Origin of the sequence: Vibrio hyugaensis (genome assembly GCF_002906655.1) — a bacterium.
In the GTDB taxonomy this organism is placed as follows: domain Bacteria; phylum Pseudomonadota; class Gammaproteobacteria; order Enterobacterales; family Vibrionaceae; genus Vibrio; species Vibrio hyugaensis.
This window is the reverse complement of sequence record NZ_CP025794.1, coordinates 2446779-2462060: the sequence shown is the minus strand read 5'-3', so window position 1 is coordinate 2462060 and position 15282 is coordinate 2446779. Positions and strand designations below refer to the sequence as shown.

16 protein-coding genes are annotated in these 15282 nt (G+C 46.1%); 8 read left to right on the top strand and 8 right to left on the bottom strand.

All coding sequences use genetic code 11. From position 1 onward, the window contains the following. Positions 1-9: 9 nt before the first annotated feature. Together cysE and C1S74_RS12140 are read left to right on the top strand one after the other, a co-directional pair. The gene (gene cysE / locus C1S74_RS12145; RefSeq protein ID WP_038881492.1) at positions 10-831 is read left to right on the top strand and encodes a serine O-acetyltransferase; all 822 of its coding nucleotides are present in this window, start codon (positions 10-12) and stop codon (positions 829-831) included. A 15-nt stretch (positions 832-846) separates the two neighbouring features. After that, entirely contained in the window at positions 847-1992 is a 1146-nt protein-coding gene (locus C1S74_RS12140) for a murein hydrolase activator EnvC family protein (RefSeq protein WP_042602243.1), read from the top strand. 73 nt (positions 1993-2065) lie between these two features. On the opposite strand, the gene C1S74_RS12135 is transcribed toward C1S74_RS12140, so the two are convergent. The 4 genes from C1S74_RS12135 to epmA all read right to left on the bottom strand — a co-directional run bounded on the left by C1S74_RS12135 (position 2066) and on the right by epmA (position 5220). After that, the gene (locus C1S74_RS12135) at positions 2066-3022 is read right to left on the bottom strand and encodes an acetyltransferase (RefSeq protein ID WP_045399643.1); all 957 of its coding nucleotides are present in this window, start codon (positions 3020-3022) and stop codon (positions 2066-2068) included. Positions 3023-3207: 185 nt separating this feature from the next. Further along, entirely contained in the window at positions 3208-3843 is a 636-nt protein-coding gene (locus C1S74_RS12130) for a TetR/AcrR family transcriptional regulator (RefSeq protein WP_038871017.1), read from the bottom strand. Positions 3844-3864: 21 nt separating this feature from the next. Further along, positions 3865-4239, bottom strand: coding sequence for a VanZ family protein (locus C1S74_RS12125; RefSeq protein WP_045399641.1), 375 nt, complete (start codon positions 4237-4239; stop codon positions 3865-3867). A 9-nt stretch (positions 4240-4248) separates the two neighbouring features. After that, complete coding sequence (gene epmA, locus C1S74_RS12120) at positions 4249-5220, bottom strand: elongation factor P--(R)-beta-lysine ligase (RefSeq protein ID WP_045399638.1); 972 nt, start codon at positions 5218-5220, stop codon at positions 4249-4251. 450 nt (positions 5221-5670) lie between these two features. On the opposite strand from epmA, the gene frdA reads away from it, so the two are divergent. Genes frdA through frdD form a run of 4 tightly spaced genes read left to right on the top strand, consistent with a single transcriptional unit; the run spans position 5671 to position 9025 of the window. Further along, positions 5671-7491, top strand: coding sequence for a fumarate reductase (quinol) flavoprotein subunit (gene frdA / locus C1S74_RS12115; RefSeq protein WP_045399636.1), 1821 nt, complete (start codon positions 5671-5673; stop codon positions 7489-7491). Continuing rightward, positions 7491-8249 (top strand): succinate dehydrogenase/fumarate reductase iron-sulfur subunit, encoded by a 759-nt coding sequence (locus tag C1S74_RS12110; RefSeq protein WP_038871009.1) that lies wholly within the window; start codon positions 7491-7493, stop codon positions 8247-8249. The genes frdA and C1S74_RS12110 overlap by 1 nt, the downstream gene beginning before the upstream one ends. A gap of 2 nt (positions 8250-8251) precedes the next feature. Beyond that, positions 8252-8635: a fumarate reductase subunit FrdC gene (frdC, locus tag C1S74_RS12105; RefSeq protein WP_038871007.1), complete on the top strand. Its 384-nt coding sequence runs from the start codon at positions 8252-8254 to the stop codon at positions 8633-8635. 12 nt (positions 8636-8647) lie between these two features. Continuing rightward, positions 8648-9025, top strand: coding sequence for a fumarate reductase subunit FrdD (gene frdD, locus C1S74_RS12100; protein WP_038871005.1), 378 nt, complete (start codon positions 8648-8650; stop codon positions 9023-9025). A 92-nt stretch (positions 9026-9117) separates the two neighbouring features. On the opposite strand, the gene C1S74_RS12095 is transcribed toward frdD, so the two are convergent. Together C1S74_RS12095 and efp are read right to left on the bottom strand one after the other, a co-directional pair. After that, positions 9118-9801, bottom strand: a complete 684-nt coding sequence (locus tag C1S74_RS12095) for a nitroreductase family protein (protein WP_045399633.1) — start codon at positions 9799-9801, stop codon at positions 9118-9120. A gap of 436 nt (positions 9802-10237) precedes the next feature. Continuing rightward, on the bottom strand, positions 10238-10804 hold the full coding sequence (gene efp / locus C1S74_RS12090) for an elongation factor P (protein WP_005425036.1): 567 nt from the start codon (positions 10802-10804) through the stop codon (positions 10238-10240). A 32-nt stretch (positions 10805-10836) separates the two neighbouring features. Between efp and epmB the strand changes: the two genes are divergently transcribed. Together epmB and C1S74_RS12080 are read left to right on the top strand one after the other, a co-directional pair. Next, entirely contained in the window at positions 10837-11859 is a 1023-nt protein-coding gene (gene epmB, locus C1S74_RS12085) for an EF-P beta-lysylation protein EpmB (protein WP_045399630.1), read from the top strand. A gap of 94 nt (positions 11860-11953) precedes the next feature. Continuing rightward, positions 11954-12451 (top strand): MgtC/SapB family protein, encoded by a 498-nt coding sequence (locus C1S74_RS12080; protein WP_045399627.1) that lies wholly within the window; start codon positions 11954-11956, stop codon positions 12449-12451. A gap of 113 nt (positions 12452-12564) precedes the next feature. On the opposite strand, the gene C1S74_RS12075 is transcribed toward C1S74_RS12080, so the two are convergent. Beyond that, the gene (locus C1S74_RS12075) at positions 12565-13128 is read right to left on the bottom strand and encodes a VC2662 family protein (RefSeq protein WP_038870994.1); all 564 of its coding nucleotides are present in this window, start codon (positions 13126-13128) and stop codon (positions 12565-12567) included. A gap of 476 nt (positions 13129-13604) precedes the next feature. Continuing rightward, the gene (gene groL / locus C1S74_RS12070; protein WP_038870992.1) at positions 13605-15251 is read right to left on the bottom strand and encodes a chaperonin GroEL; all 1647 of its coding nucleotides are present in this window, start codon (positions 15249-15251) and stop codon (positions 13605-13607) included. Positions 15252-15282: the final 31 nt, after the last annotated feature.

Genomic DNA, 15282 nt, shown 5'->3' with positions numbered 1-15282 from the left:
ACATTGAGAATGAAACACTGCGAAAAACAAAAAGTCTGGGACAAAATTGTCTCAGAAGCCCGTGAGATGTCAGAGCAAGAGCCCATGTTGGCGAGCTTTTACCATGCGACTATCATCAAGCATGAAAGCTTGTGTGCTGCGTTAAGCTACATTCTGGCAAACAAATTGAACACCGCTTCCATGCCTGCAATGGCAGTACGTGAAGTGGTTGAAGAAGCCTTCGCGGCCGATCCAACCATCACGGACGGCGCGGCCTGCGATATTTGTGCAACGGTGAATCGTGACCCCGCGGTTTCGATGTACTCAATGCCACTGCTTTATCTAAAGGGCTATCATGCTCTGCAAGGCTACCGCGTAGCAAACTGGCTCTGGAAGCAAGGGCGTCACGCACTTGCGACTTATCTACAAAACCAGATCTCTGTGGCGTGTCAGGTGGATATTCACCCTGCAGCGCGCATCGGTAGTGGTATCATGCTAGACCATGCGACAGGCATCGTGATCGGTGAAACGGCTGTCGTAGAAAACGATGTGTCTATTTTGCAGGATGTCACCCTTGGTGGTACTGGCAAAGAATGCGGTGACCGTCACCCGAAAATTCGCGAAGGCGTCATGATCGGCGCCGGTGCAAAGATTCTTGGCAATATCGAAGTGGGTGAAGGCGCGAAAATCGGCTCTTGCTCTGTGGTATTGCAAGCAGTGCCACCGCACACAACTGTGGCGGGAGTGCCTGCGAAAATTGTTGGTCGTCCAAAAACGGACAAACCTTCTCTCGATATGGATCAAGGCTTTAATGGCAAATCGCAAAGCTTTATCCACGGGGATGGTATTTAATCTTTTGACAATAATGTGGTAGGTAACTCTCAAGTGCGAAAACAAAATCACCCAGTGCTACGCTCGGCTATTTTATTAACTTGTGCTTTATCTGCCACATATCCCATCACCTCTTCCGCTGCTAGCCAGCAAGAGCTGAAAGGCGTTTCCAGCGAAATTAACCGCCAGCGTAAGTCACTCACCTCTCAAGAAAAACAACTGAACGATCTACAAAAGTCGCTAAAAAACCAAGAACTTGGTATTTCTAAATTAGAAAGAGAAATCAAGCAAACCAAAGCAGACTTAGCGCAGGCTGATCAAAACATTAATAAGTTAGAAGAGAAGATTGCTCTGCAAGAAGGTCAGCGTCAGGCGCAGGAAGAAGAGCTAAAGCAGCTGCTTCAGACCTACTACGTGACAGAAAGAGCCAAAGCCAATGGTCACCTTTTGAATCAAGGTGTAGAAGAAGATCGCATTAGTCAGTACTTCCAGCATTTGGCAAAAGCACGGGCAAAAGTGATTGATGACATCACCAAGACCACGCAGGAGTTGGCACATAATAAGAACCAACTCGAACTCGAAAAAGCACAAATTGAAACCCTGCTCAAACAGCAATCCGAAAAACGTTCTTCGTTGGCAAATACCCAGTCGAAACGTAAAGGGACACTGAGCAAGATTCAAAAAAGCATCAAAGACGACAAGCGTTACCTTTCTGAACTACAACGCAACGAAACCCGTCTAAAAGCCGAGATCGCGAAAGCCGCGAAACGTAACGCAGTGCCGATGGATGGTATTGCGAAACAGCGCGGTAAATTGCCATGGCCATTAAAAGGTCGCGTCCTACATAACTTTGGCACAAGACAAACCGGCCAAGTAAACTGGAAAGGCATGGTGCTCTCAGCTAATTATGGCCAGCAAGTGAAGGCGGTTTACCCAGGTACCGTTGTATTTGCGGAGTACTTACGTGGTTATGGTCTAGTCGTTTTGCTTGACCATGGTAAGGGCGATATGACGCTTTATGGCTACAACCAAGCGTTAACTAAGAAAGAAGGCGATAAGGTGACAGCAGGTGAAGTCATTGCACTCGCGGGGGATACTGGTGGTCAAGACCGTGCCTCGCTCTACTTCGAGATCCGCCGTAACAGTGAAGCGCAAAACCCGAAATCTTGGCTGAAACGTTAACCTCTCAACTTATTGTTTCGCAATAAAAAAGGAGCCACTCGGCTCCTTTTTTGTATGTATATTTTGGAAAGCGCTATGCGTAATAGGTCTCTACCGCATCAATAAAGGCACTTACATCATCTTTACTTAACGCATTAATACCCGCAGCCGCTTCTCGGCCACCACCAGTTGGGAACTGCCCACACACAGCCACGGCACCTTGCTTGTTATTCAACGGAGCACGAAGAGAAACCGTGTATGTGCCATCTGTATTTTCAGTTAATACCGCATGCGCAGAGTCTGGATTTTGGTTCGCAAGCCAGTTGCCATAAACACCACTAATTCGGCGTGATGCAGCATTATTCGGCAGTTCAAACAGCTTGAGCTTTGAGCTTTCATGAGTTGCAGGGACAGCTAGTGCCGCATCCATATCTTGCTGATAAGCCGATTGTAATTGGTAGTAAGGTGACGCTTTATCTTCAATAGCATCAAATGGAGAGGTGTACTGAAGAAGTGCACGATACAAATCCGCTGGATGGAAGTGAAGATCATCAACTTTCGAGCCGTAGCCATTGTAGTTAATCAGTGTACCTAGCTCTTTTAACTGCGCTTTTTGCTCTTCATTGAGTTCGACTTTGTCCGCCAACGCATCCGCTTTAGCAATCAAGTTATCACCATAAGCAGCGGTGATCGCCCATGTATGAAAACGGCCATCAAGCAGTTTATCGACAATCAAAGCGGTACACATATTAGCATCAAGATCGATGTGCGCATCTAAGTTACCATGTTGAGGAATCTCACCCGCTTTGTGGTGATCAGCGTAAAACACATGTGCGCCTTGAGCCAATGCTTGCTCTAGACCTACCATGTTCTTTTCCATTGAAATGTCTAATACCGTCAGCTCATCGCCAGCTTGCAGATCGACCTTTTCCACCAGCTTAATATCACGTTTAACACCAGTCACCAACTTAGCTTCGATGGGATCCGCCAAACGCAATTGCAACAATGCGATGATGCCATCGGCATCGCCATTAAAAATGTCGTAGTTCATTGAACGATAGTTCCTTTATCGAGAGTCATATCCCAACAGATAATTGGGGGGGTATGAATCCTATTGTGCGAAATGAGCACAGCAAGTCAACTCAAGGGAGGGGCTGAAAATGAGAGCTGCGCTCTAAACCTTAAGCATTGAGCCATACTCTCATTTTCTAATGTTAATAAGGAGGGAAAATAGTACTAACTGTGTAGTGTGCTTAAAGCCTCTTCGAGTAGCAGTAACTGCTCCATGCCTTGCTCTGTCGCAACAGGCTTCACCACATTTAGCATTTGTAGCATGCCTTGTTTTACCATTGTTTCGGTGATTTCTGTTTTTGGAGACATCGCTGATTGATACGCTAGCCAGCTACACGCAATCAAATGCAGAGTGCAAACCAAAGGCTTCAATTGTGTTTGGTCAACGTTCAACAACTTCAACGACACGAACTCTTGCATGATGGCAATCAGGTTCGCTTGGAGCTTTTCCTGAACATCAATGTACTCATCATGCAGCTTTTCATCGCGCGATAAGATTTCCGGTAAGTTTGCGTAAAAGAAACGGTACTTCCACATTAGCGTAAAAATGGAATCTAGGTAGCTTTTCAGCATGGTCAGGCTCTCTTGAGAACCTTGAATTGGAGTGAATCTTTCTAGCAACTCCGCAGAGTAAAGTGCGAAGATCTCACGCACGATTTCTTGCTTATTACGAAAGTGGTAGTAAAGGTTGCCTGGGCTAATTTCAATATGGTCAGCAATGTGATTGGTTGTGATATTGCGCTCACCATGTTGGTTAAACAACTCCAGTGCGGCATAGACAATTTTGTCGCGCGTTTTCATGGTTATCGTATTCCCTCTTCATTAACGAATTGAGTATAACGACTTCACCAACCTAGGTCGATAGAGGCTCCAAATACGGTAACATAGCAGACCAGTTACGATACCAATGGTGTTCGCAATCAGATCATGCCATGACGTTTGTCGACCCACATACCCTTGCAGAACTTCAATCACAGCACTAAATAACAAAATACTCACTGCTATCGTCCAACGCTGACGCCACTTTGAAACACAAAAGCAACCCAAGAAACCAAAACCACTGTACGCCATCGCATGCTGCATCTTATCCAAGTACGCAATGCCACCCCAATCTTGCAACTCACCCGAACTCAAAGAAAGATAAGCAATGAGGGCGGCATAGCTCAGTAGAACGAAACGGGCAGCGGTTAGGTTCATCATCAATCCTTAAGCAATTGGGAATGGGAAAGCGGTCACTTGATCAATGTGGTCGCAACCTAATGCCAACATAATCAAACGATCAATGCCTAATGCCACACCAGCACAATCTGGCAAGCCTGCTTCTAATGCGCCAATCAGATGGAAATCGATAGGTTGTGGCTTCAAGCCCATTTCTAGACGCTTAGCGTTATCTTGTTCGAAACGTGCTAATTGCTCTTTCGGGTTATCGAGTTCATGGAAGCCGTTCGCAAGCTCAATACCTTTGAAGTACACCTCAAAGCGATCCGCGACACGGGTATCTTGTGGGTTGATCTTTGCCAGCGCTGCTTGTGAAGCAGGGAAGTCATAAACAAACGCAGGGACTTGCTGACCAATCTTGGCTTCCACACCGATGCTGAACAGCAATTGCAGCAAGGTATCACGATCTTCTTCTGGCTCTGCAATGTCACTCAAACCCAGCTTTGCCGCGACTGCTTTTAGCTCTTGCATCGAGCCTTCTAACGGGCACGCACCAAGTACGTCAATAAAAGCTTGCTGGTAAGTCATTCGCTCAGCAGCGCCGCACTTCAATACCAGTTGTAGCAGGTCATCCATTTCGTCCATCAGCTTATGATGATCAAAACCGATACGGTACCACTCCAACATGGTGAATTCAGGATTGTGGTGACGACCATTCTCTTCATTACGAAAAGCTTTGTTGATTTGGTAAATACAACCACTGCCCGCAGCCAGTAGGCGCTTCATATGGAATTCAGGACTGGTCATAAAGAACAGTTTGCTGCCATCGGCATAGCCTGGTCCTACAAATTCAGTCTGGAAGGTATGCAAATGAATGTCTGTCACCGTAGCGTGACTCATCGCTGGCGTGTCGACTTCCATCACCTGTCGCTCGGCGAAGAATTGACGAATAGCGGTAATCAACATCGCACGTTGACGTAGTTGTTCCATAGAAGCGGTAGGTTGCCAGTTCGTTTGCATAACAAAACTCTTAAAAGGTTGATGAGCAGGAAAAATAGCAATTTTGGCATGATTTGCCTAGTTCAGCGAGGGGGGAATCGGCTCCAATTTTCGCCCCCCAAACGCGAATAAAAATCGATTAAAACTGAAGCAAGCATTTGACGTTCCACAGTACAAAAAACACTCACAACTTACCCTATTATCAATGAGGGTAATGTCGCGCAACAGTCATGTAACATTGACAGCGATTACGTTTGTGCACCAAACGTTTCGTGCCGTGATAGCAGTCACATAACCTAGAATTTCTATGCTCACATGTGCATTACCGGAGAAAAACCCCAAATACATCAATTTTTCTGCCATAAGCCTCCCCTACACTAACCCTACTACTTTTGAGGGATTGCCTTAAAACGGCGCCCTCACACTCACAATAACAAGCGGATTTCCGCAATCACACACTGGAGGATAACTGTGCAAATTATCATCACAGATATCGCAGTCATCGGCGCAGGCGGCGCTGGTCTTCGTACTGCTATTGCAGCGGCTGAAGCAAACCCGGACTTAGAAGTAGCACTTATTTCTAAAGTTTACCCAATGCGCTCCCACACGGTTGCTGCAGAAGGTGGCTCAGCAGCAGTTATCAAGGATGAAGATAGCTTAGACAATCACTTCAACGATACCGTTGGCGGTGGTGACTGGCTATGTGAACAGGACGTTGTTGAATACTTTGTAGAGAACGCGACTCGCGAAATGATCCAAATGGAACAATGGGGTTGCCCATGGAGTCGTAAAGAGAACGGTGAAGTCAACGTACGCCGCTTTGGCGGTATGAAGGTTGAACGTACTTGGTTCGCTGCAGATAAAACTGGCTTCCACATGCTTCACACGCTATTCCAGACGTCGATGAAGTACGACAACATCAAACGCTTTGATGAGTACTTTGTTGTCGATTTGCTTGTTGACGAAGGTGAAGTACAAGGTCTGATTGCAATCCACATGTCTGAAGGTGAGTTGGTTACGATTAAAGCGAAATCGGTTGTGTTAGCAACAGGTGGTGCTGGTCGTGTTTATCACTGTAACACCAACGGCGGTATCGTAACGGGCGACGGCATGGCGATGGCTTACCGTCACGGCGTTCCTCTACGTGATATGGAATTCGTTCAATACCACCCAACAGGTCTTCCTGGCACAGGTATCCTGATGACCGAAGGTTGTCGTGGTGAAGGCGGTATCATCGTAAACAAAGATGGTTACCGTTACCTGCAAGATTACGGCATGGGCCCAGAAACCCCAGTGGGCGAGCCGAAAAACAAATACATGGAACTGGGTCCTCGTGACAAAGTTTCTCAAGCGTTCTGGCATGAACAGCAGAAAGGCAACACCATCAAACACCCTCTTGGTGACGTGGTGCATCTAGACCTTCGCCACCTTGGTGAAGAGTACCTGCAAGAGCGTTTACCGTTCATCTGTGAACTAGCGAAAGCTTACGTGAACGTAGACCCTGCAAAAGAGCCAATTCCAATTCGTCCTACGGTTCACTACACCATGGGTGGTATTGAAACCAACGGCGAATGTGAAACTCGCATTAAAGGTCTATTCGCGGTTGGCGAATGTGCATCAGTTGGTCTTCACGGCGCAAACCGTCTAGGTTCTAACTCGCTGGCTGAGTTCGTAGTATTCGGTCGCGTTGCGGGTGAACAAGCGGTGAAACGCGCAGCAGAATTCAAAGGCTGGAACGAAGAGTCTATCGCGACTCAAGTGAAAGCAGTTGAAGACCGCATTGCTGCTCTGATGAACCAAGAAGGCGAAGAAAACTGGGCAGATATCCGTACTGAAATGGGTCACACCATGGAAGCAGGTTGTGGTATCTACCGCCAAGAAGATTTGATGCAAGCAACGATTGATAAGATCACTGAACTTAAAGCTCGTTACAAACAGATCAGCATCAAAGATAAAGGCAAAGTGTTCAACACTGATCTTTTATACGCAATCGAAGTTGGTTACGGCCTAGAAGTCGCAGAAGCGATGGTTCACTCTGCCATCCTACGTAAAGAATCTCGTGGTGCGCACCAGCGTCTAGACGATGGTTGTACTGAACGTGACGATGTGAACTTCCTGAAACACTCACTTGCTTTCTTCAAAGAAGATGCAGCACCAAGTATTGACTACAGCGGCGTGAAGATCACTAAGTCTCAGCCTAAAGCACGTCTATACGGTGAAGCAGCAGAGAAAGCAGCAGCAGCAGAAAAAGCCGCTGAAGCAGAAGCGAAGAGCGCAGAGGAGCAAGCATAATGTCAGCAAACCGCATTCAAAAAGTAGACATTCTGCGTTACGACCCTGAGAAGGACGCGGAACCATACACGCAAACATTCGAAGTCCCATTTGATGAAACCATGTCCGTACTTGATGCACTTGGCTACATCAAAGATCACCTAGATAAAGATCTGTCTTACCGTTGGTCTTGTCGTATGGCGATCTGTGGTTCTTGCGGCATCATGGTAAACAACGTGCCTAAGCTCGCTTGTAAGAGCTTCCTACGTGATTACCCGAATGGCGTGACTATCGAGCCACTAGCAAACTTCCCAATCGAGAAAGACTTGATCGTTGATATGACGCCGTTCATCGAGCGCCTAGAAGCCATCAAACCTTACATCATTGGTAACGACCGCAAGCCAGAAGACGGCACAAACCTGCAAACGCCAGAGCAAATGGCGAAGTACAAACAGTTTGCTGGTTGTATCAACTGTGGTCTTTGCTACGCGGCATGTCCTCAGTTCGGTTTGAACCCTGAGTTCATCGGTCCGGCGGCACTAACACTGGCACACCGTTACAACCTAGATAGCCGTGACAACGGTAAAGCTGAGCGCATGAAGCTGATCAACGGCGAAAACGGCGCTTGGGGTTGTACCTTTGTAGGTTACTGTTCTGAAGTTTGTCCGAAGAGCGTCGATCCAGCAGCGGCAGTAAACCAAGGCAAAGTGGAGTCTTCTATGGACTTCGTGATTGCGATGTTGAAACCTGATGGTTCACCAAAGAAAGTGGAGGCATAAGGATGAGCAACCGTAAACCTTACGTTCGTGAAATAAAACGCACATGGTGGAAGAACCATCCTTTCTACCGCTTCTACATGGTACGTGAAGCAACTGTGCTTCCTCTGATCCTATTCACTATCTTCCTGACTTTCGGTCTAGGTTCACTAGTAAAAGGCCCAGAAGCTTGGCAAGGTTGGTTAGAGTTCATGGCAAACCCTATCGTAGTAGCAATCAACATTGTTGCTCTACTAGGCAGTTTGTTCCATGCACAAACCTTCTTCAGCATGATGCCACAAGTAATGCCAATTCGTTTGAAAGGCAAACCAGTGGATAAGAAAATCATCGTTCTGACTCAGTGGGCCGCAGTTGCGTTCATCTCACTGATCGTTCTCATCGTGGTGTAAGGAGCTTTAGTAATGAAACCGAATTATAGTGTTAACACAGCCCCGAAGCGTTCTGATGAGCCAATCTGGTGGGGTCTATTTGGTGCCGGTGGTACTTGGTTTGCGATGATCACACCGATTACAGTGCTGGTTATGGGCATCTTGGTACCGCTTGGCGTGATTGATGCAGAAGCAATGAGTTACGAACGCGTATCTGAATTCGCAACCAGCATCATCGGTGCGCTATTCATCATAGGTACGCTAGCATTGCCAATGTGGCATGCGATGCACCGTCTACACCACGGCATGCACGACCTTAAGTTCCACACAGGCTTGATTGGTAAAATCGCATGTTACGCGTTTGCAGGTTTAATCACTGCGCTGGCCGTTGTCTTTATCTTCATGATTTAAGACGCTGACGAAAGTGAAAAAGCTGGCAACTCGCCAGCTTTTTTATTGCCTGTTATTTATGTTTTCTCAACGAGTGCAGATCAATACAACCGCTATTCAATAAAGGTCGCGATTTCATCCAGTGACTTTTTGTGCATCGCATGTTCCGGAATGGTCGCATCTTCTTCCGGATAACCGGTCACAATCAACATATATGGACGATCGACATCATTGTCTCGCCCGCAAATCTTACTCAAGAAACTCATTGGTTTTGGTGTATGAGTCAGCGTACCCAAACCTGCATTGTGCAGCGCTTGAAGTAAAAAGCCTGTGGCAATCCCGACTGACTCGTGCACGTAATAGTTAGTTTGTGCCCCATCATTGCTTACGCCACCTTTCTTTTGCGAAAACACCGCGATCAGCCATGGTGCTTTTTCTAGATAAGGCTTGCTGGCATTGGTACCGAGTGGCTTAAGTGCATCTAACCACTCTTGCCCTGCTCGACCTTCATAGAAAGAACGTTCTAGCTCTTCAGCGGCTTGGCGGATCTGCCCTTTCACTTCCGCACTGTTAATCGCAACAAAATGCCAAGGCTGATGGTTTGCACCACTCGGAGCTGTACCTGCTGCTCGAATGCAGTGCTCAATCACTTCTTTCGCCACTGGACGATCAGAGAAGCTACGAATTGAATGACGGCGCTGAAGTTGCTCAAGATTCTGTACAGCTCTTGCTGCCATTTCTTGCGGAGAGTATTCCACAAAATCATTGAGTGGGTGATGTTGCTCTTGAGTCGACATAGTGCTTCCTTGCGCTTGTTGGGTGTCGATTTACTATAGCCACAAATTTCACCATCGCCTTTTTATCTTCATAAAATCAATGTGATATTGAGATAAAGTGCAAATATTTAGCAATATATCACCAACAAAAAAGAGAGCCGGATAACACGTATCAGCTTCTGCATTACTTTAATTTGCCCCGCTATCAGAGCTTTGGGTTACCTATGATCTTTTTGCTTTTAAGCTTTTGACCACCCATGCTCATATTACTGTTTGATCTTCTTACTTGGTTCATTAAGCCAATCACCGCAGCAAGGTTCAGCCCTTTCTCGGCTGATGAGCGATCAAGTTTGTTGTTGGTATCTATCACGCTAGAGCTTGAAGCTGTTAGGATAAAACAACAGATAATAAAAAAGGCCGCCGAAGCGACCTTTTCAACCAGAAAGTCTGAGGTGAATTACTTCACACGACCTACATATTCAGCAGTACGAGTGTCAACTTTGATCACTTCGCCAATTGCGATGAATAGTGGTACACGTACTACAGCGCCAGTTGATAGTGTTGCTGGCTTACCACCTGTACCTTGAGTGTCACCTTTTAGACCTGGGTCTGTGTCAGTAACTTCTAGTTCAACGAAGTTTGGTGGAGTAACTGTGATTGGGTTACCGTTCCAAAGCGTGATCATACAAGTGTTGTTTTCTACCAACCACTTAGCGTTGTCACCAACCGCTTTCGCGTCTGCAGCGATCTGCTCGAAAGTTTCGTTGTTCATAAAGTGGTAGAATTCGCCGTCTGAATATAGATAATCTAGGTCGATATCCATTACGTCTGCCACTTCACAAGTGTCACCAGACTTGAATGTTTTCTCTAGCACTTTACCAGAAAGAAGTTTACGAATTTTAACGCGGTTGAACGCTTGGCCTTTACCTGGTTTAACGTATTCGTTTTCCAGAATTACACAAGGCTCGTTATCAAGCATTAACTTAAGGCCGCCTTTAAATTCATTGGTGCTAACTGTAGCCATTTTTTCCTCTTACATTCTTAGAGCTAAATTCAATGCCGCACATAATAACCCGAAAAGTCGAATCTGTTGAGCAAAACTGGCTCAAACAGTTAGCGAATGGGATCTCTGATCCTGCAAAGTTGCTGGAAAGTTTGGAAATTGATCCTTCGCCGTGGCAAGACGGGTTTGCTGCGCGCAAGCTGTTTGCACAGCGTGTACCGCAAAGTTTTGTCGATAGGATGGAAAAAGGCAATCCTTACGATCCACTTTTACGCCAAGTATTACCTTTGAACGAGGAGTTCGAGGTTCACGAAGGTTACTCCAATGATCCTCTGGAAGAGCAAGACAACGAAGTGCCTGGGCTGTTACACAAATACCGCAATCGCGCATTGATGATTGTAAAAGGTGGCTGTGCCGTGAACTGCCGTTATTGCTTCCGCCGTCATTTTCCTTATCAAGAGAACAAGAGCGGTAAACAAGCTTGGACTCAGTGCTTAGAATACATGGCGAAGCAGCCAGAACTGAATGAAGTTATCTTCTCAGGTGGTGATCCTCTGATGGCAAAAGACGATGAGATCCACTGGCTACTAGAACACATAGCACAAATCCCTCACATCAAGCGCCTGCGTATTCACAGCCGTTTACCTGTGGTAATCCCTGCACGTATTACTGACGAGTTGTGTCAGCTACTGCGAGCCTCTCGCTTGCAAATCATCTTGGTAACGCACATCAACCACGCCAACGAGATCAATGCTGAATTTACTGCTCAAATGGCAAAACTGAAACAAGCCGGCGTTACTTTGCTTAACCAAGGCGTGCTATTAAAAGGCGTCAATGACAGCATAGAAGCACAAGTTGCTCTCAATGAAGCCCTGTTTGACTCAGGAATATTACCTTATTACCTACACGTGTTAGATAAAGTCCAAGGCGCGGCACATTTCTTCGTCTCTGATGAAGAAGCAAAAGAAATCATGCGTGGCTTGATTACTCGCGTCTCGGGCTACCTAGTGCCTAAATTGACTCGTGAAATTGGCGGCCGACCAAGTAAAACGCCACTGGATCTGCATCTAGAGTAAGTTGCTTTCCGTATAAAGATTGTCGTTACGAGTAAAAGCTTTTGTTCGCTCGGGCGGTCTTATCTATGCATACTCCGCAAATTTGGAGGTTAAGATGCAAGCAACTTTTGAACACATTTTCGATCTTGGCCCATTCAGTTGGCCTGCGTTAGCCTGTTGCGCCATCAACGGCTTAATGATCGGTATAGAGCGCCAAACGCGGGGTAAACCTGTTGGTATTCGTACCGCTATTTTAGTTATCTCTGGCACTTACTTATTTATGTCGATGGCCGTCTCGCTTTCACCTAATACGCTCGACCAAGCGCGTGTACTTGGCCAGATAATCACTGGAGTGGGCTTTTTAGGTGCAGGGGTGATGATGACACAAGACGGCAAAATCCATGGGGTGACATCCGCTGCAGTGATTTGGGTATTGGCAGGTCTCGGCTTGATGATAGGCCTTGGGTATCTAACGCAATCCGTCGTAATTACTGTTTTGGCATTGACGGTCTTGCTTGGCGTGGATAGAGCAGAAAATCGCATTAAAGCTCTACGCCGCGGTGTGCATCAAAGGATGCAGCAGCGAAAAACCTCAACCAGAATCATGAAGTAGCCTTATTCGTCCTAAATGCCTAAAAACATTTCAGAATGAGATCCACAGACAAAAAAAGACCCCGATATTCCTCGGGGTCTTTTTTATCCGTGTGTTCGTGACGACGACTTAACTTATTTAGCGAAGTTCACGATAGGGAAACACTTGAAGAAGCCGTTATCCGCACAGTTTAGTAGACCAATTTGAACACCGTCGATTTGGTCAGTCATATTGAAGAAACCTAACTGGAAGTTAGATTTTTTAGAGATACTCGCCAAACCGATGTCTGCCATTGTGTAACCTTCTGAGTAGTTCACTGCGCTCCAGTTTAGACCTTTTACATTGTTCGTGATGTTCACTGCACCTAAGTTAACACCATTAGTTTGGCCTTCGTTCCAGTTAAGAAGACCGAGTGATGCACCCGTCATTTCTTGATTAACTTTAGAAGCACCAAAGAACAAACCGAAATTCACACCTGTTGTGCGGTCTGTTTCAGACATACCTAGAACCGAAAAGTCGACACCTTTTACTTCGTTTACTTGGCCATGTAAGACCGCAAGGCGAACACCACCAACAGAAGAGTTAGAAGGCGCGTTAGTGTTGTCGATGGTAGAGAACATAACTGGCGAGCTATCAGCAAGAGCAACAGGTGAAGCGATTACGGCTGCAACAGCCAATGACGTCATAAGCTTTTTCATTTTAATCTCCATGGGGGAATAGTTGTTTTACAGCATAGTGTAATGTACAAATTTTGCGCCATTTTGAATCAATAAATGTTAGCTGGAAGTCATATTTAACTCTCTGACAAATAAAGCAATTGATTCATCATAGTTATTTATCTGCATTTTCCCTGACGAATTACGCACAATACCCGCACAGTTGCGCATTTTTAAACCAATTAACCTGATAAAAATTAAGCGTAATAATTACTGGCTAACTATCAGATTAAAAAGAAAAAGTAAGAATAGGCCTACAAGCTCACGCAAGAAAGGCTCAATACCGAAGTAACAGGCACAAAAAAGCCGAGGCATTCACCTCGGCTTAATAGTTTGGTTTGGTCGGTTGTCTTTAAGTTATAACGTCTTAGAGCAAAGAGAAAGCGCGGAGTTTACGCACGTAAATGAACACTTTCGATGCAGCTATAAGGCGTTAGAGCGACAAGACAAGCAGCAAATTACATCATGCCGCCCATACCACCCATACCGCCCATACCGCCCATGTCAGGCATGCCTGCGCTTTCTTTTTGTGGTAGGTCAGTCACCATCGCTTCAGTCGTGATCATTAGACCCGCCACTGATGCTGCGAATTGTAGAGCAGAACGAGTTACTTTCGTTGGATCTAGGATACCCATTGCAATCATGTCGCCGTATTCGCCCGTTGCTGCGTTGTAACCGTAGTTACCTTCGCCAGCACGAACGTTGTTAGCAACAACAGATTCTTCATCACCCGCGTTCTTAGTGATTTGACGGATAGGTGCTTCCATTGCACGTAGTGCAACGCGGATACCTACGTTTTGCTCTTCATTGTCGCCTTCAAGACCAGCTACTTTAGATGCAGCGCGGATAAGTGCAACACCACCACCAGCAACGACACCTTCTTCAACCGCTGCGCGAGTTGCGTGAAGTGCATCTTCTACGCGGTCTTTCTTCTCTTTCATTTCAACTTCAGTGGCTGCACCAACTTTGATGACTGCAACACCGCCTGCTAGCTTAGCAACGCGCTCTTGAAGCTTTTCTTTGTCGTAGTCTGATGTTGCGTCTTCGATTTGTTGACGAATTTGAGCAACGCGACCTTGGATCATCGCTTCTTCACCCGCACCATCGATGATGGTTGAGTTTTCTTTAGTGATAGTTACACGTTTAGCTTGACCTAGATCTTCTAGCGTTACTTTTTCAAGCTCTAGACCGATCTCTTCAGAAATCACGATACCGCCAGTTAGGATAGCGATGTCTTGTAACATTGCTTTACGACGATCACCAAAGCCAGGTGCTTTAACAGCAGCTACTTTCACGATACCACGCATGTTGTTTACTACTAGCGTTGCTAGTGCTTCGCCTTCTACATCTTCAGCGATGATAAGCAGTGGACGAGACGCTTTAGCAACGGCTTCTAGCGTTGGAAGAAGCTCACGAATGTTCGAGATTTTCTTATCAACTAGAAGGATGAATGGGCTTTCTAGATCAACAGAGCCTGCTTCTTGGTTGTTGATGAAGTAAGGAGATAGGTAACCGCGGTCGAACTGCATGCCTTCTACTACGTCTAGCTCATCTTGTAGAGCCTGACCTTCTTCAACGGTAATCACGCCATCACGGCCTACTTTTTCCATCGCTTCAGCAATGATGTTACCCACTGTTGCATCGGAGTTTGCAGAGATAGTACCTACCTGTGCGATAGCTTTGGTGTCGTTACATTCAACAGATAGTTCTTTTAGTTGCTCAACCGCTGCGATAACTGCTTTATCGATACCGCGCTTAAGATCCATTGGGTTCATACCAGCAGCAACCGCTTTTAACCCTTCAGTAATGATAGCTTGAGCAAGAACCGTTGCTGTTGTTGTACCGTCACCCGCTGCGTCGTTTGCTTTAGACGCAACTTCTTTAACCATTTGTGCGCCCATGTTCTGGAATTTATCTTCCAGTTCAATTTCACGCGCTACTGATACACCATCTTTAGTGATCGTTGGTGCACCAAAAGATTTGTCTAGAACAACGTTACGACCTTTAGGACCCAGTGTTACTTTTACTGCGTCCGCTAGAACGTTTACGCCTTCTAGCATTTTAACTCGTGCGTCATTACCAAATTTAACGTCTTTAGCAGCCATCTTTGATTTCCTTTCTAAATTCTGTTTTCGA

Bases quoted from the DNA above. Each gene is read 5' to 3' on its own strand.
- groL (WP_038870992.1), bottom strand. From the start codon at position 15,251: ATGGCTGCTAAAGACGTTAAATTTGGTAATGACGCACGAGTTAAAATG.
- C1S74_RS12130 (WP_038871017.1), bottom strand. From the start codon at position 3,843: ATGAAAACGCGCGACAAAATTGTCTATGCCGCACTGGAGTTGTTTAAC.
- C1S74_RS12125 (WP_045399641.1), bottom strand. From the start codon at position 4,239: ATGAACCTAACCGCTGCCCGTTTCGTTCTACTGAGCTATGCCGCCCTC.
- C1S74_RS12135 (WP_045399643.1), bottom strand. From the start codon at position 3,022: ATGAACTACGACATTTTTAATGGCGATGCCGATGGCATCATCGCATTG.
- epmB (WP_045399630.1), top strand. From the start codon at position 10,837: ATGCCGCACATAATAACCCGAAAAGTCGAATCTGTTGAGCAAAACTGG.
- frdC (WP_038871007.1), top strand. From the start codon at position 8,252: ATGAGCAACCGTAAACCTTACGTTCGTGAAATAAAACGCACATGGTGG.
- C1S74_RS12075 (WP_038870994.1), bottom strand. From the start codon at position 13,128: ATGAAAAAGCTTATGACGTCATTGGCTGTTGCAGCCGTAATCGCTTCA.
- cysE (WP_038881492.1), top strand. From the start codon at position 10: ATGAAACACTGCGAAAAACAAAAAGTCTGGGACAAAATTGTCTCAGAA.
- efp (WP_005425036.1), bottom strand. From the start codon at position 10,804: ATGGCTACAGTTAGCACCAATGAATTTAAAGGCGGCCTTAAGTTAATG.
- frdD (WP_038871005.1), top strand. From the start codon at position 8,648: ATGAAACCGAATTATAGTGTTAACACAGCCCCGAAGCGTTCTGATGAG.
- C1S74_RS12095 (WP_045399633.1), bottom strand. From the start codon at position 9,801: ATGTCGACTCAAGAGCAACATCACCCACTCAATGATTTTGTGGAATAC.
- epmA (WP_045399638.1), bottom strand. From the start codon at position 5,220: ATGCAAACGAACTGGCAACCTACCGCTTCTATGGAACAACTACGTCAA.
- C1S74_RS12110 (WP_038871009.1), top strand. From the start codon at position 7,491: ATGTCAGCAAACCGCATTCAAAAAGTAGACATTCTGCGTTACGACCCT.
- C1S74_RS12080 (WP_045399627.1), top strand. From the start codon at position 11,954: ATGCAAGCAACTTTTGAACACATTTTCGATCTTGGCCCATTCAGTTGG.